Genomic DNA, 15,308 nt, shown 5'->3' on the forward strand with positions numbered 1-15,308 from the left:
TTTTCGTCTTATTGAATCATTCCATCTGACGCTAGGTCACGATCGATCTTTTCAATAAGTCCTGGAATAAATCCTTTTTGACCGTATTGAGAACCATTGATGGCCGCACAAGCAGTTCCACTATATTTCTCACCAATACGGTTCCATTCACTTTGTAGTCCTGGAGAGCTAATTTGAGTAATAATCTTGGCCTCGTAAGCAACTCCTAAAGCGACTAACTTATCTTTTTCAAAGTCTTTTCTTTCTCTCGTAATACATTCTTCTTTTGCTGTATCGGCCTTACTGTCACATAGTTTACCAACGTATTGGTCACGCCCAGAAGAGAGCATTTTACAAAGACCTTTTCCATCATAATCACCACTAATTTCTGATGCTCTATTCTTAAGAGACTGAATCTGTTGAGCGATAATTAGGTTCTTATCAGAAATCTCCTTAAGAGCATCATCACTCATTTGAGTATCTTCTTTGATAAAGTTTTGAATCTCTTCTTTATACTTACTCTCATCTTCAGATAGGTTGTCTGTTAACTTGTCTGTTAGAGATGTAATAAGTTGCTCATCATTTTGTCCACTATTAGAACAAGCGCTTTGTAGCTGAGCTAGAGATTTACCACTATTTGTTGACTCTTTAGAATCTCCATCTGATGGAATACTTCCTTCCGCTGATGCACTTGCACATAACTTCTTATACTCAGAGATTTGTTCAAAAATTAGTGTACTTGATGATCCACCATTCATTGCCATTTGAAGAGGTGACTGTCCACCTGCTTGGGCCTGTAGGATTGAAGCGATCTCAGTTGCATCTGAATAAAGATCACTTGCATTATTGTCTCCAGTACAACCTGGTCCTGGACTAGAGTCCTGTAGACCTTTTAACTTGTAACAGAACTCAACCTGTTGTTGTGATGCCTCGGCAGCTTTCTCTGCACCTTCTTTCGCTGCTTTTTGAGCTGCTTGATTTCTGTCGTTAATTGCAGTGGCACAGTTCGATACGAACTCTTGCCATTTTCCTCTTTCTTCTTGAAGGCTCTGGTTAATTTTTTCAACTTGAGAAGCTAGGTGAGTATTTTGATTCTCAAACCATTTGTTAAGGTCTGCTCTCATGCTTGCACTGTTACCATTCATTCCTGCAAGAAGGTCACGCATAAAGACTTCAGGATCTTTTTCTAATAGAATACCTTTCGTTTCAGCTTCATCCATTGCTTGATCAAGGTCTTGAAGTTTTCCAAAAGTTAAACCTGAAGAAGCTGGAATACCATATGCTCTTGCCATTTCTGGTGTTAGGTTAGGGAACATATTTTTGTATGCATGATCCGAAACTTTTTGCATATGTGCTTGCATTTGCGCCATAAGTGCTTTTGCTTTATTTTCGTATTGCTGCATTTGTGCGTTGTAGACGTCTGCTTTTTGCTTAAGTTCTGCTGTTTTTGCGTTTACTAGTGTTTCTGTAAAAGTAGCACATGTATTAACATTGTCTGAACAAGCTGCGGCCTGTGTTACACAAAATGATTTACTAGAAGTTTCGTAAACATCTGGGCCACACTTGCTAAGCTCAACTGCATTTCCATTACAGTTGTAAATAAGCTCATCGATTTCGGCCATGATACTTCCACTTCCTTCAGAGGCAAGTGTTCTCTTTGTAAGAGACTGAAGTTCTTTAGCTTCTGCCTTAAGTGCTTTCGCTTCAGCACGGTATGTTTCAAGGTTTGCTACATCACCAGCTGGCTTAAGGTCACCATTGTAGATGGCCACACATTCATTTTTAATATCGCTATAGTATTCTCTAGCTGTTTTTGTCACACTTTTTCCACTGCTATTAGAAACAGTGATTCTAATATCATTATTATTAAATGAATTTGCTACGCTATCTAAAGAAGATAATGAAGTCGGATCAGAGAAGGCATTTGAAGCAGCTCTTTTAAAAGATGATAGTGTATCACCTTGGTTCCCAAGTCTAACGTTATCAAATGAGTTAACTGCTTGGTTAATTGGAGTCGAGTAGGCTGCGGCATTTTTACCTGTCATACATTCGATAATGAATTTTTCTTTGTATGAGTCTTCTGATTTTGAAGCTAAGCGATCAACTTTAATTAAAAAACTTGGATCATCAAATTTTGGAAGGTCTGCATCGCTTACACCAAGACTAGAAAGCATTGTTTGAACTTTCTTAAGTTTTGCTGTTGTATTTTGAGCAGCAAAAGTTCTTGCAGATGAGAATAGGTTAGCAAATTGAGTACCTTTGAAAAGGTCTTCTCTTAATGCTTCATCATATCCACCTGTAGCAAGTCTTTGAGCAACTTTCTTCTTATCAGACTCAATTTGATTTCTCATTGTGATAAGAGAGCTTCCTCTAAAGCGCTTTGCTTTACGGTCATCACTGCTCATTCTATCTTTTAATCCTACTAGGCCACCTTGCTTCTTGATGATTTTATTTACATCATATGCTTCTACACATGAAGCAGGCATTAATTTGTTAAAGTCAGTATTAATAAAGTCCTGACTTACGTTATTTCCACCACCATTTAGTAGGGCATGGATTTCTTTAATTTTGATTCTATTCTTCTTTTGAATTTCTGCTACTTGCTTAAGCTCTGCTTCGAATTGTTCAATCATGCGATCATACTGAGATGTCATTGAAGCAAAGTTATCTTGAATACTCTTCATACCATCTTCGATACATTGAGATCCAATGTAAGGAGGTGTGTTTCTTGGTTTTAGAAAACTTGTATATTCGTTTAAAATATTTTGTCCAAACTCTAGTGCCTGCTCTGGAATTTTTAGATTCCCACCAATATTACAAGCTCCGTTTGGTGCAAGGATTGGCTCAGGTGCAAGAGGACAATTAAATGCAGGGTGCATTCTTCTAGACTGAAGCTTTTGTTGAGCATCGGCCTTTGACTTGTTGAAAGCTTGAAGTGCTTGGATCTCTGTATTTGAAAGACGTCCTTGGTTGTACATTTGTTGAGAGATATCCCCAATCATGTTTAGACCACCAATAACCGTCTTCATACCTGAACCAGACGTGAACTCTGACCAAGACTCACCATTTTTCTTAAAAGCGAATGCGCTCATTGGAATAGATGAATGAATAAGAGTCAGTGCCATTACGCTAACTTTAACTTTTTTGAAAGAGGAACTCGTTCCTTTCTTTCCTAAGTTATTTTGCTCTTTGGCCTTCGTTAATCTTTTCACTTTACTTCCCCTGTCAATTCAATGCTTTATACTTATCGACATTTTAGTAATTTTCTTTATTTTATTAATGAATCGATGCCTGACCTAATAAATTGGTTAATAAAATGGCCAGGGGTGCAAATAAGTCGCTGATTTTATGTGATGGAACATGAGATTTCATAGTGTTAAAATACTTCTATAATTGAGAATATTTAAAATTTCAGTGCCAAAAATAGTGGCCGTTGGTTGATTTATCTATGACGTTTTATTCAAATCGCTACCTAAGAATTACTGCTACCATCATCGATTTATGCCTGTGCTTATTTATAAGTTATGCTCTACTTGGTAGTGAATTTATCTTATCCATTACAAATGCTATTTTTTCGATAAAAAATCTAAGCGCTTCACTACAGCATCTCTATGTTTATCTGATGACGTATTTTCTCTACGTTTTCTATTGCTCATTATTTTTCAGCATAACAATTGGACAATACTTTTGTGGTGTAAGGATCATTGCTAATACGGCCATGCAAAAGAGATTGGGTGCAATCATGCGCTTGATTCTCTTACCAGTACGCTTATTACTTGATGTTTTTGCAAAGGGGATTGAGTCTCCATTTAGTGTGAGGCTTACAGCATCCCGAATTACATATAAGTCAAAAGTAGTCTCTTATCTCATGGCCACAATCATCTGTGTTGTTGCAATTGGAGTAACTCCATTTAGTGCCTTAATGTATAAGCAACAATTGTTTAGCTCGCAGTTTGTTGATTTCGGCCTAAAAACTTTTGTTGAGGGTGAAATTACTGATTTTGAATCTTTTGCTGAAATTGGCTCAACATCTTTGGGATTTTCAAGTTTTACAAATTTAGATAATTCGAGATTTACAATTAGGCCTAGTTTTGAAATTAGAAAAGTTGATTCGAAAACGATTTATCGTCCACTAATTTCTATTTGGGATACGAAGCTTAATAATAAGGGAATCTTTAAAATTTCTTCTCGCTTTGATCTTTATTCGTTGGTTAAGATTGCTCGTGATAATCTGTTTCTATTTGATCTGTATTATCCCGAGTTGAGTAAAGTATTAGAGTTATCAAAAAGGGGAGATGATGAACTTTACTATTTAAGTAGTAGAGCTAGTTTGGAGTTATTTGAATTGATTTCAAATGCATTTCTCGTTAACTATAAAAGTATTCCGAGTTTACTATTAAGGGGTCATTTTCAATTCCTTCCTTATCTTCAACTTAAGTTAGAATTAGAGAAGTTACTTGAAATAACTAATGATAATTATATCGACTTTATTAAAAGTGGTGAAAATATCCTGATTAGAAAAAAAGATTATTCTGGTGAAAATATAATTTACCGTGAGACTTTTTTCAGCCTTTCACTTCTAAGGCCTGTCGTTTATAAAAGCATTTGGGACAGAAACCTTGATAATGATAAAGCGCAAACTGCTTTTGCAAATGCTCTTTTTTTTAAAGCAAGATGGGGAGAGCAAGTAAGTGAACGCTTAGCAATTTGGGTAAAAGATCAGATTTTTAATCCATTGGCAGGTTTTGATCTTATCTCTAATAATTCACAAGTCGAGATCTCGAAAAACTACTCCCGTGGACTAGAGAACTACCTAGTTGAATATTACAAGAAAGATGCAATTAGAGCGATAGAGTCTGGAAATGATAATTATATTTCTAGTGTACGTTCGGCCTTACAGCGATTTGCATTAGTTTTTCAACTAGCAATGGAAAAAAATGTAAATTCTTATTCAAAGGCAACAATAAAAGGTTTTAATGATATCTTACTTGCTCTAAAATTAAAGGATGCAAAAATGCTTTCAGAATTAAAGAGTAATTCTGAAGACAAGAAAAAAGATACGTCAAAAAATACTAAAAAGAATAAAAGTAAGCGCAAACGCAAGCGTTAAGAAGTAACAAAGGAAGTTGAGAGATGACATTATGGATGGCAGTCGTCTATGGAATTATTCAGGGGCTAACAGAATTTTTACCAGTTTCTAGCTCTGGACATCTCGCTCTACTACCTTTTATCTATGAGTTTAAAGACCCAGGTATTTTCTTTGATTTGGCCATGCACGTAGGGACTGCTCTTGCGGTTGGTATCTATTTTCATCACGATGTGAGAAGAATTGCTAAGAACTCTTTCTTATTTTTTATTCCCGGAAGAAGCTGCGATAACTTTACTAAGAACTTTATTATAGCAACTTTCTTCACGGGCTTTTTTGGCCTAATCTTAAAATCTACGGCCGAAACTTATGGCCGAAACGAAGTCTTTATTGCATTTAATTTGGCGTTCTTTGGTATTTTACTTTTTATTTCAGATCGAATCGGTAAGACGAATAAAAATATGGAAGGCTTCAGGGCATCTTCTTCAATTGTAATAGGCCTTTCGCAAGTTCTATCAATCTTTCCTGGTGTTTCTCGTTCTGGAATAACAATAACGGCAGCTCGATTTCTAGGGCTTTCAAAAGAGGATGCTTCTTCTTTTTCATTCCTTTTATCTCTTCCCTTAATCTTTGCCGCATTCTTATTAAAGTCTTACAACTTGATTGGCAATCCACAAGACGCTCAATTTGAGGTTTTAAATTGTGCTATTGGCGTTCTTGTTTCTTTTCTTGTAGGCCTTGCGACAATACATTTCTTTATGAAATTGATTAAGCGAATTCAATTCAGCTACTTTCTGATCTATCGCTTAATCCTAAGTGCTTTAGTTTTTTATCTTCTCAATTGATTCGTCGATTGAAATTCTTGGAGAATAGCCAAAATCATTTAATGCGTTATTGTGTTTAAAATAATGAGATGTTCCCATTTGAAGGGCCACAAATCTTGTCATTGCCGGTTGGCCATCGTATTTACCGATTAACTTATAGATGAACTCACAAATTGCACCAATAATGTAGACTATCCTTAATGGTACTTTCTTTGTTAAAGGAGCAACTCCTTTTGCCATAAGTAGTTCATTAATAAAGTGCCATAGATTTACTGGTCGCTCTTGACCAATAAAATAGGCCTTACCTTTATTCTTGGCCTCTCCAACTAGCTCATTAAGGGCCATTACATGCGCATAAGAGGCATTCTCGACATAGTTAATATCGACGAGATTATCTCCATGACCAATTATTTTTAATCGTCCACTCTTGGCCCTTTCAACTAGAGTAGGGATGATATTCTTGTCTCTTTCTCCGTAGATTAAATGAGGGCGAATTGCTGTTGTTAGAAGATCTTGAGTGTTTGCTGCAAGGACAAGCTTTTCCGCAATAGATTTTGTCCTGGCATATTCATTCAAATAATTTTCTGGATATTCTAAGGCTTCATCACCATTTTTTATTTCATCTTTTCCAAAGACAACACTTGGGGTACTCGTGTAGACAAGATATTTAACGCCTGCTTCTTTCATTGCATTTAAAAGATTTTTTGTTCCTTCAATATTAATTCTTTCAAAATCTTCTTTTCTTCCCCACATCCCAACTTTTCCGGCAACGTGGAAAACAGCATCGATTTCAGACAATGCGTTTCTGATATCTTGATAATTGGTAAGGTCTCCTTGGTGTGTTTTTATACCCAGCTCTTTAACTTCATCAGTTTCACGTCTAGAGAAGTTAAATACATCATGACCTGCGGCCAAAAGATCCTTTGCTATATGATAGCCTAAAAAGCCTGTTACACCTGTGACGAGTATTTTCATTTAATTACCTAAGTTTTCCCTGTTGTGCCATTTGGGCCAGTGCTTTGCGATCAATTTTTATATTATGTCTAATATCTACTGGAAATTTAGAACAGATGTAGATCTCATCTATATCTTTAGTATGACTATATTTATTTGCCATAATCTTAAGCTCTTGCTTAAGGCGTGATTTATTAAGAACTCGTCCTTTCGGTTCAATACTCAGGGCAGGACGAACACGGTTATTTCTTAAAATCCAAATCAGTGCCGATTTATTTACTTGAGGGTGCTTATTGAAAATCGCTTCCGTTGAAATAGGGTAGTATGTCGTAGCGTGGGCCTTTACCTGATGGGCCTTTCTTCCATAAAACCATACACGCCCTTGTGCATCTATCTTTCCAAGGTCTCCCATTCGGTGCCAGAATGTATCACCATCATAAATTTTAGCTTCTCTCGTTTTGTTTGGAAGCTCATGATAGGCCGCTGTCGCAGTTTTTGTACGAACAATAATTTCCCCAACAACACCTTTTGCTAATTGCTTAGTATCTTGAATGTCTTTGATAACACCATCAACATCTTTAATGATTCTAATTTCGACACCAGGACAAGGTAGGCCTATACAAGTTCCACCACCTTGTGCCGTCTCAAATTGTGTGTTCGTTAAGACTTCTCTTCCATTAAAGCAGCTCACAGGCAAACACTCAGTTGCTCCATAAGGTGTATAAGTGTCAGCATCCTCTCGTTCAAGGCGAGCGATTAGTTTTTCATGGACTTCATTTCTAACTGGCGCTCCAAACATGACGACATATTTCACCGTCTTTAGTGTTTGGTTGGTTTTCTCTAGGTAGTCCCCAACGCGCTCCCAAATTGCTGGTGAGCCAGCAATGAAAGTGGCACCATTATCATTAATATTCTTAACAAGTGCCTCAGGATTACATTTTGCAGGCTTGCTTGGGTTCATATCTGGAATGACACTCGTCATCCCCATCGACATTGTAAAAAATGAAAAGAGGGGAAAGCCTGGTACATCAACATCTTCAGGTGTTAAGCCAAAGAGTTCTTGTAAGACATCAGTTTGACGATTAAAGATCTCATGAGTGTATTCTACACCCTTAGGTCTTCCTGTTCCGCCTGATGTAAAAAGAATTGCTGCAAGATCAGAATTTTCAACTTTCTCAGTATCATATGTTAGCTGATCTTTTTCTTTTAGTGACTTGATTGTTGTTAAATGTGAAAATAGTTTACCTTCAGTCGTAAAATATTTTTTTATACTTTTGAAGCTATCCTTTTTAAACATTCTTAGGATATGAACAATATTTACTGCAATTAGGTAGTCAGGTTTTGCATCTTTAATCGCTTTAAAAAGGTTTTTAAGTCCCATTCCAGGGTCAATTAAAATTGGTATTGCTCCAATTTTAAAAAGTGCAAATGTTAGGGCAGGAAAGTCAAAAGATGGCCTTACAAATAAAAGAACCTTGTCTCCTTTTTGAATTCCTTCCTGGTTTAATGCAGCTGCATAGTGAGAGCTTAATTGATTAAATTCTTTAAATGTCAGCTCATCATAGTGATAACCACTACCAGTTTTTTTAGGGAATTTTAAACAGATTTTATCAGGCGTCTTTTGGGCCCAATTTTCGATCCTATGCGCGATATTCATTTAAGAAACCTTTTATTTCCTTAAGACAATTTTCTTTCTCATCTTCAATCACGTAGTGGCCAGCATCTTGGTATACTACATACTTGCTGTCAGGGTAAAAATCCTTCCAACGCTTTAGGAAATCCATATTAAAACAGAAGTCTTGAGCTCCCCAAAGAAACATCTTAGGGCATGTTACATTTTTCAAATTGTCTTCAATTTGAGAAAGCTTCGAATATGTTGGATGTTTACTTGATAAAGGGATATCCTTTACAAAGCGAGCTGTCGCAATACGATTTGCATAGTTATTGTAAGGATGAAGGTATCCTTCTTTAATATGCTTTGCTAAAGGCTTTGTCGTCGTCATAAAAGTTGCAGGCCAAGCGAATGCATTAAATGCACGCACCATTGGCTCTCCAATTACAGGCAGCTTACAAAGGGCAATTCTTTTTGGAATATCAAGAGATCTGAATGCTGCTGTATTTAGTAAGATTACACCAGTTACATCTTGCGGGCGTGATGTTGCAACACCCATTCCAATCGCACCACCCCAGTCATGAACAAGTAGTTTAAATTTTTTCACTCCCAATTTATCTAGGAGAGTCAATACATTGTTAATATGATTTTCTAATGTATAGTCATAATCTTGTGGCTTATCTGAAAGTCCACAACCAAAATGATCTGGCACAATACAGCGGTATGTATCTTTTAATTCATTTACAATATTTCTGTAATAGAACGACCATGTTGGGTTTCCGTGAAGCATAACAATGACTTCAGCATCTTTATTTCCTTCGTCTAGATAGTGATATTTCTTATTCTCAATTTCGATGAAGTTACTCTTATATGGATATTCTGCTTTCCAGTTCATTACCAACTTACTCCTAGTACTGAGCATGATAGCCCAGACCCAATGCCTACAAGGGCAATTTTCTTACCTTTTTCAATTCCTTCAATGTCATTCATCTTTGCAAGAGTGATTGGTAGTGCGGCAGAGCCGGTATTTCCCAATGTATCAAAGGTATCAAAAGTTTTATGATTAAGTAGACCAAGTTCTCCCAAGACTATTTCTTTGTGGGCCTTTCCTACTTGATGGCCAATCACAATATCAATCTCGTCTTGATTAAGTCCTGAGTCAGCAAATGTTTTCTTTGCAAGGGCCTTTCCATACTTTAGTAATTCCTCTGAATCCGTCTCCATTACTAAAGATTCTGGATTCCCATCACCTTGACATAATTTATTTGCCGCTGAATCACTACGATTTGTAATAGAAGTAATTTGCGGCGCACTTGGTGCTTCGCTTTTGTGAGCAAGGCAGTAGGCGACACCTGCTGAACCAATTGTTAAATTTGCAAAGAATTTCTTCACAGATTTTCTTGTAATTGACTCGTCTTCATTTAAAGTTTTGATAGTATTTTCTAATAGAGGAGCGCTGTTTTCACCTGAAACAATAATGGCCCTTTTAATCGCACCTGTTTCAATCATATTGGCAACCACTTCCCAAGCACTCACCATTCCAAGACAAGCATTTGAAATATCAAAGAGCATGCACTCGCTAGACATCTCTAAATTTGAGTGTATTACTGAGGCTGTTGATGGCTCAAGAAAGTCACGACATACACTTGAGTTGATAAGAAGATTTACATCTGCTTTTTTAATTCCTTTCTTAGATAATTTATCTAAGAGTTTATTTGCAGCTTCTGTTGCAATTGAACTTGGCCTAGTTGAGTTAGGCCAAAAACCACGTGATTTGATTCCCGTCATAAGCTCAAGCCTTCCTTGTGGAAGCTTTAGTCTCGTGTAAAGAGGTGAGAGCAGCTCTTCAAGTTTATCACTTGTTAGAACCTCTGGCGGTTTGATGTATGCATAGTCTTCTATTACAACATTATTATATTTCATATGGTGCCTTTTATTCCATTAATCCATGTAGGTTTGCCATGGAAATTCCACTTAGCATGGATCCGATAATCCCAAGGAAGCCTTGATCCGTTCCGCATAGATAAAGTCCTTCAACTGGAGTTCTTCCATCTCTTAGCTTATCTGTTGATCCATATACACATCCACGAAGGTGTCCAGTGTAGCGCTCAATTGTATGTGGAGTGAAAACATCTTTGAATTTCACATCAAGTGAGGCATTTGGATATATATTTTTTAAAGTTTGAAGTGATTGCTCATAAACTTCATTTTTCATCGCAAGGTAAGCCTTGCGATCTGAGTTTACTAAATCTTTCCATTTTTCATAATTTGCCATATAGGTAAGGCGAATAACTCCCTCATCACTATCATCACTTGCAAAATTATTTGGAAAGCAGATTACGGCGCTCTTATTGTCAATAAAGTCGCTTGGCCCGCGATACTGATAATCTTCTCTCTCATTATAGAAAAGAATAGTATCATTCATGTCAAAGTCTTTTGGTCGCTCATCAAGACAAAGAATTGTTTCACAAAAAGTCATCGGTCCTACTGCAACCTTTTGTGCGCTTTGACCTTCTGTAATGGCCATCGTTTCTGGATGTCCCATGCTTGAGATGACCTTGTCACATTCAAGGATTTCACCATTTTCAAGAGTAACACTCGTTACTTTATCTGAGTTAGTGTTAATAGAAGCAACACCTGCGCGAAAACGAAGTTCTCCGCCAAGTCCTTCATACTTATCAAGTAAGAGGTTAATGATTTTTCTAACCCCACCATCAGGTCTTGCAAAACCTTCAAGGTAGATACTCTTAAACATGATAACAAATTGAGAGAAATCCATATCATCTTCCCATGCTGATCCGTAAATCAACAGCGGAGCAAAAATCATGGAAATTAGCTTTTCATTCTTAATATATTTTCTGGCAACATCTTTTGCCATATAAGTTTCATTATTTAGGGCGACTTCGTTGAAGTCTCTAATATAGACAACAAATTGATTAAACTCATCAATTGATGCTGGGAATTTGTCTGCAATTTCTTGCGTAAGAACTGCAAAGTCATTTGTAAATGTCAGTGTTGTCTCAGGGAATATAATCTTTGATTGTTTCTGTTCAATAAGATCAAGTTCTGACCAAGGAATTCTTAGTTGTTTAAGAAGTTTTGTTAGAGGTTTTCCTCTTTCTCCTCTGGTCGCAAAATTTGTTAGGGCATGAAGGCCAACATCGAAATTTCTTTTACCGCGACGGTAGTAAGAGTTAAGCCCTCCTGAAATTGAGTGTTTTTCTAAGCACACAACTTTCTTGCCAAACATAGCAAGGCGAATGCTTGCTGCAAGTCCACTCATTCCAGCGCCAATTACAATTACATCATATTTTTGTGTCATAGTTTTTACTTTATAAAAGGGCCACGGTTGTGGCCCTTATTAAATTTATTGAAATTTTGGTGTTAGGTAAGCAACACAAGAGTTCATTGAAGCTAGCTCAGGGTAATCTTCTTGAGGTACTTCAATTGAGTGTTGTTTCTTAAGTTCCATTACGATATCAAGGAAGTCCATTGAATCTAGGTCTAGTTGATCTCTTAGTGGAGTTGCATCATCGATTGAAGTTACATCGTCATCAACTGCAATGTCTGCGATAATATCAACTACGATTTGTCTTACTTGTTCTGGTGTCATATTTTTCTCCTGTGATAATTTAAAGTTAAGCCTTAGCTTCGTATTTTTTTATAATTAAAGTTGAATTAATTCCTAACATCCCAAATGAGTTGTTAAGGATATATTTAACGTCTTTCTTTAGTGGTGCTTCAAGTACAAGCTGATCCATTGCACACTCAGGATCGATTTCATCAATCTTGTGACATGGGTGTACTAGGCCATCTTCAAAACTAGGTAGGTTCCCTGCAAGCTCAAGTGCTCCGGCCGCACCCATTGCATGACCAATTAAACCTTTGGTGCAATTTACTGCAACTTCTGGTGCATCTTTAAAAGCTTCTTTTATTCCTGCTACTTCTTGGATATCACCCATCTTTGTACCAGTTGCATGAAGGTTCACAATATCGATATCATTAATTGTGATACCTGCTTTTGCTATTGCTTTGTGGACACATTCCATCTGGCGCTCAGGATTAGGAAGAACAAAGTCTGTTGCATCACTATTTGTATGATAACCTGCAACTTCTCCGTAAATCTTAGCTCCACGAGCTAGAGCATCTTCTAATCTTTCTAAAGTGTAGACACATCCACCTTCTGAGATAACGATTCCATTTCTATTATTATCAAGTGGGCGCGAGGCACGCGTTTGATCTTCTGGAAAATCTGCTAGTGCACCTTGTGCTTTGAAAGATACATGGTTACCAAATGAGTTCGATGACTCTGAAACTCCACCAGCAAGTGCAAGATCAACTTCTCCAAGTTGAAGCATTTGAACTGCTTGAATTAGTCCCATATTTCCTGCCGCACACGCAGCTCCAATTGTATAGTGAGGTCCAGTAATTCCAAGGTTTAGTGAAACTTCCCCTGCAGGATTATTTGCAACTGTTCTTGGGTTATGGTGATGAGTCCAAAGCTCAGGCTTTTCTTCATTGTTTTTATAAAATTGGAAAAGCTCTTCTTCAGTTTCAACAGGTCCGTGCTCTGTAATACCTAAGTAAATACCAATTCTTGATTTATCAAGTGTTGCAAGATCAAGTCCAGCATCATCGAGCGCTTCTTTTGAGCAGTAGACAGAGATTCCACCGACGCGAGTTCCACGTTTTCTCATTTTTCCTTTTTGGTGCTTTCTTTCGTCAAAGTCACATTTTCCTACAGGGATCTGGCCCATAAAACGTACTTCTTCATAAGTGATTCCCGACTTTTGCTCTAAAAGAGCGCAGCGGAATTCATTTAAGCTATTTCCATTTGGTGCAGTAAGGCCTACACCCGTGATGACAACACGAGATAAGTTCATTCATTAACTCCATTATTACTATGTTTTTCATTTTCTATTTTTGAAACAATATTAAGGAAAGAGTTCCTTAAACCAGATGTGATCCCTGACTTTATTTGATTAATATCTGTCAGTGAGTTCTTCAGCACTTTAGTGACCATTGGAAACTTTTCAATGGCCATATAAGGATTATCAAGCTCCTTGCTAATAGAGATGATAAATTCACTTAGAGACCTAGCAAATCGAGTCGTTGTTAGGATGTTAGTTAAGCGCTTCTTTCTTTTTTCATCGTGAACAAATTTAAGAGATTCTTGTGTGATATTTTCAAATTCTTCGATTATTTCGAGCTCACGCTTCTTTACGATATTTGAGACAATATTGATGGCATCATCATTGGCCTCATGTATCTTCATACGTTTAATTTCTGGGTGATCATGAGTGATGATCATTTTATAAGTCGCAAGAGTCTTTAGAGCACTAGAGACTGCAGGCTGAGATAAGCCTAAGATTTTTTCAATTTCATCAGAAGCTAGTGGCCTAGATGAATAGACAAGTACACCAAAGATGGCACCTTCAATTCTTTTAAAGCCAACTTTTGAAAAAAATGCTTCATAATGAGGTAAGTACTCAAGTAGCTTCTTTTCAACAATCTCAATGTCCATATCAACAGCTTCTTTCATCTTGAAATAACCTTTATATTTTAAAAATAAAATATAAGTAATATTGTCTAAGTGGTCAATCTTAAAAGGATCCTAAATCTTTATTGGTGTGCACAGTGTCTTTATTTTGCGATGCAAGGTGCATCTTGGACCTGATATTTCTAACAGTTTCTTAAAGCACCAGTAAATAATCCAGTTTAGGGCCAATGTGGTACTAAAAACATCAACTTTATGAGACAAAAGTTGGCATGAATCTTGAACTAGTTTCATTATTCTAATTTTAAAATCACGAAGATTTTATTAATGACTGGCCTTGCTGAATAGCAGAGGTATCAATTTTTTTGAGGGAGAGTATAAATGAAAAAATTATTAGCGGTTGCAGCACTTGGTACGTTACTTGTTTCTTGCGGTGGGAGCGGAGGCTCAAGTTCATCGTCTACTTATGGAAGATACACTTCTCCATATGTGACAGCACAAGGTTTTGTATCGGCACTTAATAGTGTAGATCCTTATTACTATGACCTAAACACTCTTGAGAAGGATCAGTATGATTCTCTTAGAGAAGATTTCTTTGTTTATTTCGATGCTAAGTATAATGAGTTCGTAGCAGTTGATATTACATACCTAAGAACACTTGCATATTGGGATTACTATTCGAATAACCAAGGTTTAGCTGATGAGTTCCGTGACATTCAATCAGATGATGCTTGGGACTATGGAATCATCGGTGATGGATGGGGTGATAACTATGAAATCGTTGATTATGTAGGATCTGATGTATTTGGTGATCCAGTATTCCAAGGTTTTGATACTGGTTACTACTATGAAGATGAAGAAGAGACAATGGATACAGGTCTTATGGCCGCAAATGATGAAGAGCTACAGATGTTCAATAAAGCATCTCTATACTCTCAGGCCTTCAAGCTTCCTGCTGATAAGGCACTTTCTCTAGTAACGATGGAAAAAGAAGTTAAAAAGATGCTTGATAATGCAAAAGATGGTGAGCTACTTGAGCAAGATCAACAAGCAATCGCAAACAATATCAAGCACTTCACAGGTAAATCAATCGAAGAGTTTATGGCAGCTAAAAATGATCTAAATGCACGTGAACAAATCATTGATGATGTAGCTGGACACCTAGGAACAACGACTCAAAATATCGAAGACGTCATTCTTCCAGAGCTACTTTCAATTGAATTATAAGTCATTGAAATTATATCCAAATACCACACATTTAAGAGGGCCTGAATAGGCCCTTTTATTTTGAACTTGTACATCGCTTAAACAGCACTTGTAGATCTTTCAAAAGATCGGTCTCATGCGCCAAATATT

General features: G+C 36.9%; 12 protein-coding genes. 3 read left to right on the forward strand and 9 right to left on the reverse strand.

The window, feature by feature from the left end; translation table 11 throughout:
• Positions 1–8 precede the first annotated feature (8 nt).
• Positions 9–3,191, reverse strand: coding sequence for a hypothetical protein (locus tag C0Z22_RS04255; RefSeq protein ID WP_103217101.1), 3,183 nt, complete (start codon positions 3,189–3,191; stop codon positions 9–11).
• A 236-nt stretch (positions 3,192–3,427) separates the two neighbouring features.
• On the opposite strand from C0Z22_RS04255, the gene C0Z22_RS04260 reads away from it, so the two are divergent.
• Together C0Z22_RS04260 and C0Z22_RS04265 are read left to right on the forward strand one after the other, a co-directional pair.
• Positions 3,428–5,089 (forward strand): RDD family protein, encoded by a 1,662-nt coding sequence (locus tag C0Z22_RS04260; protein ID WP_146037785.1) that lies wholly within the window; start codon positions 3,428–3,430, stop codon positions 5,087–5,089.
• A 23-nt stretch (positions 5,090–5,112) separates the two neighbouring features.
• A complete protein-coding gene (locus tag C0Z22_RS04265) occupies positions 5,113–5,910 on the forward strand; it encodes an undecaprenyl-diphosphate phosphatase (protein ID WP_103217103.1) in 798 nt (265 codons plus the stop codon).
• Here the strand turns inward: C0Z22_RS04265 and C0Z22_RS04270 are convergent.
• Genes C0Z22_RS04270 through C0Z22_RS04305 form a run of 8 tightly spaced genes read right to left on the reverse strand, consistent with a single transcriptional unit; the run spans position 5,887 to position 13,997 of the window.
• A complete protein-coding gene (locus C0Z22_RS04270; RefSeq protein WP_103217104.1) occupies positions 5,887–6,864 on the reverse strand; it encodes an NAD-dependent epimerase/dehydratase family protein in 978 nt (325 codons plus the stop codon). The genes C0Z22_RS04265 and C0Z22_RS04270 overlap by 24 nt on opposite strands.
• Positions 6,865–6,868: 4 nt before the next feature.
• Entirely contained in the window at positions 6,869–8,500 is a 1,632-nt protein-coding gene (locus C0Z22_RS04275) for a fatty acid CoA ligase family protein (protein WP_103217105.1), read from the reverse strand.
• Positions 8,484–9,350, reverse strand: coding sequence for an alpha/beta fold hydrolase (locus C0Z22_RS04280; RefSeq protein WP_103217106.1), 867 nt, complete (start codon positions 9,348–9,350; stop codon positions 8,484–8,486). The genes C0Z22_RS04275 and C0Z22_RS04280 overlap by 17 nt, the downstream gene beginning before the upstream one ends.
• The gene (locus C0Z22_RS04285) at positions 9,350–10,378 is read right to left on the reverse strand and encodes a 3-oxoacyl-ACP synthase III (RefSeq protein ID WP_103217107.1); all 1,029 of its coding nucleotides are present in this window, start codon (positions 10,376–10,378) and stop codon (positions 9,350–9,352) included. Before C0Z22_RS04285 ends, C0Z22_RS04280 begins: the two co-directional genes overlap by 1 nt.
• Positions 10,379–10,388: 10 nt before the next feature.
• Entirely contained in the window at positions 10,389–11,777 is a 1,389-nt protein-coding gene (locus C0Z22_RS04290; RefSeq protein ID WP_103217108.1) for an NAD(P)/FAD-dependent oxidoreductase, read from the reverse strand.
• A 45-nt stretch (positions 11,778–11,822) separates the two neighbouring features.
• Positions 11,823–12,068 (reverse strand): acyl carrier protein, encoded by a 246-nt coding sequence (locus tag C0Z22_RS04295; RefSeq protein WP_103217109.1) that lies wholly within the window; start codon positions 12,066–12,068, stop codon positions 11,823–11,825.
• Between the two features lie 25 nt (positions 12,069–12,093).
• Positions 12,094–13,338 carry a beta-ketoacyl synthase gene (locus C0Z22_RS04300; protein WP_103217110.1) on the reverse strand — a complete coding sequence of 415 codons (1,245 nt, stop codon included), beginning with the start codon at positions 13,336–13,338 and terminating at the stop codon, positions 12,094–12,096.
• A complete protein-coding gene (locus C0Z22_RS04305; protein ID WP_103217111.1) occupies positions 13,335–13,997 on the reverse strand; it encodes a GbsR/MarR family transcriptional regulator in 663 nt (220 codons plus the stop codon). The genes C0Z22_RS04300 and C0Z22_RS04305 overlap by 4 nt, the downstream gene beginning before the upstream one ends.
• A gap of 336 nt (positions 13,998–14,333) precedes the next feature.
• On the opposite strand from C0Z22_RS04305, the gene C0Z22_RS04310 reads away from it, so the two are divergent.
• A complete protein-coding gene (locus C0Z22_RS04310; protein WP_103217112.1) occupies positions 14,334–15,179 on the forward strand; it encodes a hypothetical protein in 846 nt (281 codons plus the stop codon).
• The last annotated feature ends 129 nt before the right edge of the window (positions 15,180–15,308 follow it).

The sequence above is a fragment of the Halobacteriovorax sp. DA5 genome, from assembly GCF_002903145.1.
Taxonomy (GTDB): Bacteria; Bdellovibrionota; Bacteriovoracia; order Bacteriovoracales; family Bacteriovoracaceae; genus Halobacteriovorax_A.